Raw genomic sequence first — 3,645 nt, 5'->3', positions numbered from 1 at the left:
CGAGCGCGTGATCCAGGAGATCAGGCGGCGGGGTTTCGCCGTTTATCTCGACGACTTCGGAGCGGGCGCCGCCTCGATCGAATACTTGCAGGCATTGACCGTCAACGGGGTCAAGATCGATGGCTCCTATATCAAGCGCATCGGCACTTCCCGTAGGGACGACGTGCTGCTGCGGGGCCTTGTCCGCCTCTGCGGCGATCTTGGCATCGAAACCGTCGGTGAGATGGTGGAAACGACCGATCAAGGCGATTTCCTGCGGAATGCCGGCGTCACGCTTGCACAGGGATGGCTGTTCGGCAAGCCGTCACCGATACCCGAATGGACTTCGAGGATGGCGGCAAATCCGGCGGCGCCACGGGTTCGTGCCCGGCGGCAGGGCGCCGTCGAAAGCTGGGGCTGACCGCGCGGCTGGAACTTGTCTTGACTTCGATAGCCGGAGAAGCGATGGAGATCGGACAACGAAGGCAGGCGGCCCCATGGCGACTATTCGCGCCCTTACGCATTCGGGATACTTCCATGCGGACGAGGTGACGGCCTTTTCGATCCTGTGCGCTGCGGATGCCGGGGTCGCCGCGTCGTTCGTGCGCAGCCGTTCCGCGGAACTGATAGCTCAGGCGGCGCTCGTCTTCGACGTCGGAGGCGTCTACGCTCCCGAGCAGGGACGGTACGACCACCACATGCCGGCCGACCGCGCGCCGAAGCGCGACGATGGTCATCTCTACAGCTCGGCCGGACTGATATGGCGGGATTTCGGCCGTTCCGCCCTCAGGAACATGGCGGATGGGTCCCGCATCGACGGTCTGAAGCCCGACGATGTGAACGCCAATATCGAGGAACTCTGGTCCAGGATAGACCACGGATTCATCCGGCAGATCGACCGGGTCGATACCGGGGAGGAAAAGCCCTCGCTCCTGTCCTACGCCGACCAGATCGACACCTTCAATCCGAATTGGACAGAGGACGGCGATGCCGACGGGCATTTCCGGGCAGCAGCCGGGTTCGCGGCGGATACGTTGTGCCGCGTCGCGAAGCGGGAGCTTGCCCATATCCTGTCGCGCAACCTGGTATTGCAAGCGCATGCGGCCGGAGCAGACCCGCGCATACTGGAATTGCCCAGAAGCATGCCTTGGCAAGGCGTCGTCCATGAATGCCGCCTGCCCGTCGTTTATGCGATATATCAGCGGGACGGCGACTGGATGATCGCCGCGATGCCCGAAGCGCCCGGCGGCTTCGACCAGCGGGTTCCGCTTCCCCTGGAGTGGGCGGGACTGAGGGATGCCGAAATCCGAAAGGCTTCCGGCGTTCCCGATGCGGTCTTCGTCCATGCCGCCCGGTTCTGCGGCGCCGCCGCAAGCAAGGAAGGCGCGCTCTCCATGGCGCGCAAAGCCTTGGAAGCGGCGATCGCCGGCCAGTAAAGCCAGTCGCCGAGACGGATCAGGCGCCGATCGGGGAAAGCCTGCGCGGTCAAACACCGAGATACCGCTGCCGAAGCTCTGGCAGCGCCTCCAGTTCCGGCGACGTGCCGGACCAGACCACCCGGCCCTTCTCGATCAGGTAGTGCCGGTTGGCCAGACGCAGCATCGGCTCGATGTTCTTGTCGATCAGCAGGATCGCCTGCCCGGCCGCCTTCAGCCCGGATAGGCAGTGCCAGATTTCCTGCCGGATGAGGGGCGCCAGCCCTTCCGTCGCCTCGTCCAGGATGAGCAGGCGCGGGTTGGTCATCAAGGCCCGTCCGATCGCCAGCATCTGCTGCTCGCCGCCGGAAAGCTGGTTGCCCATGTTGCCGCCGCGCTCCCTCAGCCGTGGGAACATGGCGTGGACCGCCGTCAGGTCCCAGGGTCCCGGTCGGGCTGTAGCGATCAGGTTTTCCCGCACCGTCAGGTTGCCGAAGATCTGCCGCCCTTCCGGCACCAGCCCCAGGCCCGCCTGGGCGACCTTGAAAGAAGGCAGCCCGGTAATCACGGCGCCCTCGAACATGACCGTGCCGGAGCGCGGGGGAGTGAGGCCCATGATCGACCGGACCGTCGTCGTCTTGCCCATGCCGTTCCGTCCCAGCAGGGTCACGACCTCGCCGGCGCCGACCGTCATCGACATGCCGAACAATGCCTGGCTGGTACCGTAGAAGGTGTGGACGTCGTTGACCTGGAGCATGGCTCAGACGGTCTCCTCGCCCAAGTAGGCGCGGCGCACTTCCGCGTCGGAGCGGATTTCTTCCGGCGTGCCGGTGGCGATGACGGCGCCGTGGACCATCACGGTGATCCAGTCGGCCAGGGCGAAGACCGCGTCCATGTCGTGTTCGATCAGCAGGATCGTGTAGCGCCCCTTCAATTTCCGCAGCAGGTCCACCATCGAAGCCCCTTCCGCCGGTCCCATGCCGGCCATCGGCTCGTCGAGCAGCAGCATGCGCGGACGGGTCGCCAGAGCCATCGCGATCTCCAGCTGCCGCTGTTCGCCATGCGACAGCAACTCGGCCGGAACGTCGGCGCGCGAACCCAGCCCGACCAGTTCCAGCGCGTCCCGCGCCGGGCCTGTCAGCGCCGCATCGCGTGCCGCCCTGCGCCAGAAGCGGAAGCTGTGCCCGGCATGGGCCTGGACGGCCAGCGCCACGTTCGCCAGCGCGCTGAACGACGGAAAGACGCTGGTGATCTGGAACGAGCGCGCGAGCCCGGAAGCGGCCCGGCGCTGGACCGGCGTCCGCGTGATGTCCTTTCCGTCGAACAGGATGGCGCCGCCATCGGGCCGCAGCTCGCCCGCCAGCTGGGCGATCAGCGTGGTCTTGCCGGCGCCGTTGGGGCCGATCACCGCATGCAGTTCGCCCTCGCGGATCGATAGGGAGACATGGGCGGTCGCGACCAGCCCGCCGAAGTGCTTATAGAGATCGCGGGTTTCCAGCATCGGCTACCTGTCCTCCCGGCCTTGACCCGCGACCCAGCCCCAGAGACCGCGCCGGGCGAAGATCACGACGAACAGCAGGACCGGTCCCAGGATGATCTGCCAGTGTTCGGTCAGGTCGGCCAGCCATTCTTCCAGCAGGAGGAAGGCCGCGGCTCCGGCGACCGGACCGAACAGCGTGCCCATGCCCCCCAGCACGACCATCACGATCAGCTCGCCCGAGCGCTGCCACGACATATAGGCCGGACCGACGAACTCGGCCGCATTCGCCAGCAGCGCTCCGGACAGCCCCGCCCCCGCGCCCGAGATGACGAAGGCCGTCAGCTTGTACCGGTAGGGCGAGAAGCCCAGCGCCTTCATGCGCCGCTCGTTGATCCGGGCACCCTGCACCGCCATGCCGAAGCGGCTGCGGGTCAGCCGGCGGCAGACCGCCAGGAACGCCACCAGCAGCCCCAGGCAGACATAGTAGAAGGTGTTCCGGTCGAACAGATCGAGCGGCGGCACCAGCTGGCTCTTGCCATAGAGCGCAATGCCGTCCTCCCCGCCGTATTTCCGCAAGCCGATCGCCAGGTAGAACAGCATCTGGGCGAAGGCCAGCGTGATCATGATGAAGGAAATGCCGGTCGTCCGCAGGCTGATCGCACCGATGACCAGGGCGAACAACCCGCCCATCAGCATCGCCAGCGGCCAGACGACGAAGGCGTTCTCCGTCCCCTCGACGGTGACCGGCCACGTCATCAACGGCGAGCCGTC

General features: G+C 66.4%; 5 protein-coding genes and 1 pseudogene. 2 read left to right on the top strand and 4 right to left on the bottom strand.

Annotated features, from left to right (window positions below):
- Positions 1-400, top strand: a 400-nt coding sequence (locus tag AC5JJ6_RS04335; RefSeq protein ID WP_496040867.1) for an EAL domain-containing protein, incomplete at its 5' end; no start/stop codon positions are given.
- Between the two features lie 76 nt (positions 401-476).
- Positions 477-1,415, top strand: a complete 939-nt coding sequence (locus AC5JJ6_RS04330; RefSeq protein WP_496040866.1) for an MYG1 family protein — start codon at positions 477-479, stop codon at positions 1,413-1,415.
- Positions 1,416-1,464: 49 nt separating this feature from the next.
- Here the strand turns inward: AC5JJ6_RS04330 and AC5JJ6_RS04325 are convergent, their stop codons facing one another.
- The 4 genes and pseudogenes from AC5JJ6_RS04325 to AC5JJ6_RS04310 form a co-directional block, all read right to left on the bottom strand.
- Positions 1,465-2,151, bottom strand: coding sequence for an ABC transporter ATP-binding protein (locus tag AC5JJ6_RS04325; RefSeq protein ID WP_496040865.1), 687 nt, complete (start codon positions 2,149-2,151; stop codon positions 1,465-1,467).
- 3 nt (positions 2,152-2,154) lie between these two features.
- Entirely contained in the window at positions 2,155-2,250 is a 96-nt protein-coding gene (locus AC5JJ6_RS04320) for an ABC transporter ATP-binding protein C-terminal domain-containing protein (protein WP_496040868.1), read from the bottom strand.
- A 138-nt stretch (positions 2,251-2,388) separates the two neighbouring features.
- Positions 2,389-2,835: pseudogene (locus AC5JJ6_RS04315) on the bottom strand (ABC transporter ATP-binding protein); the annotation flags it as partial.
- Between the two features lie 63 nt (positions 2,836-2,898).
- A partial coding sequence (locus tag AC5JJ6_RS04310) for a branched-chain amino acid ABC transporter permease (protein WP_496040864.1) occupies positions 2,899-3,645 on the bottom strand: 747 nt, incomplete at its 5' end.

The sequence above is a fragment of the Skermanella sp. genome, from assembly GCF_059503625.1.
The sequence above is the reverse complement of the archived record's forward strand: the minus strand, read 5'-3'. Positions and strand labels throughout refer to the sequence as shown.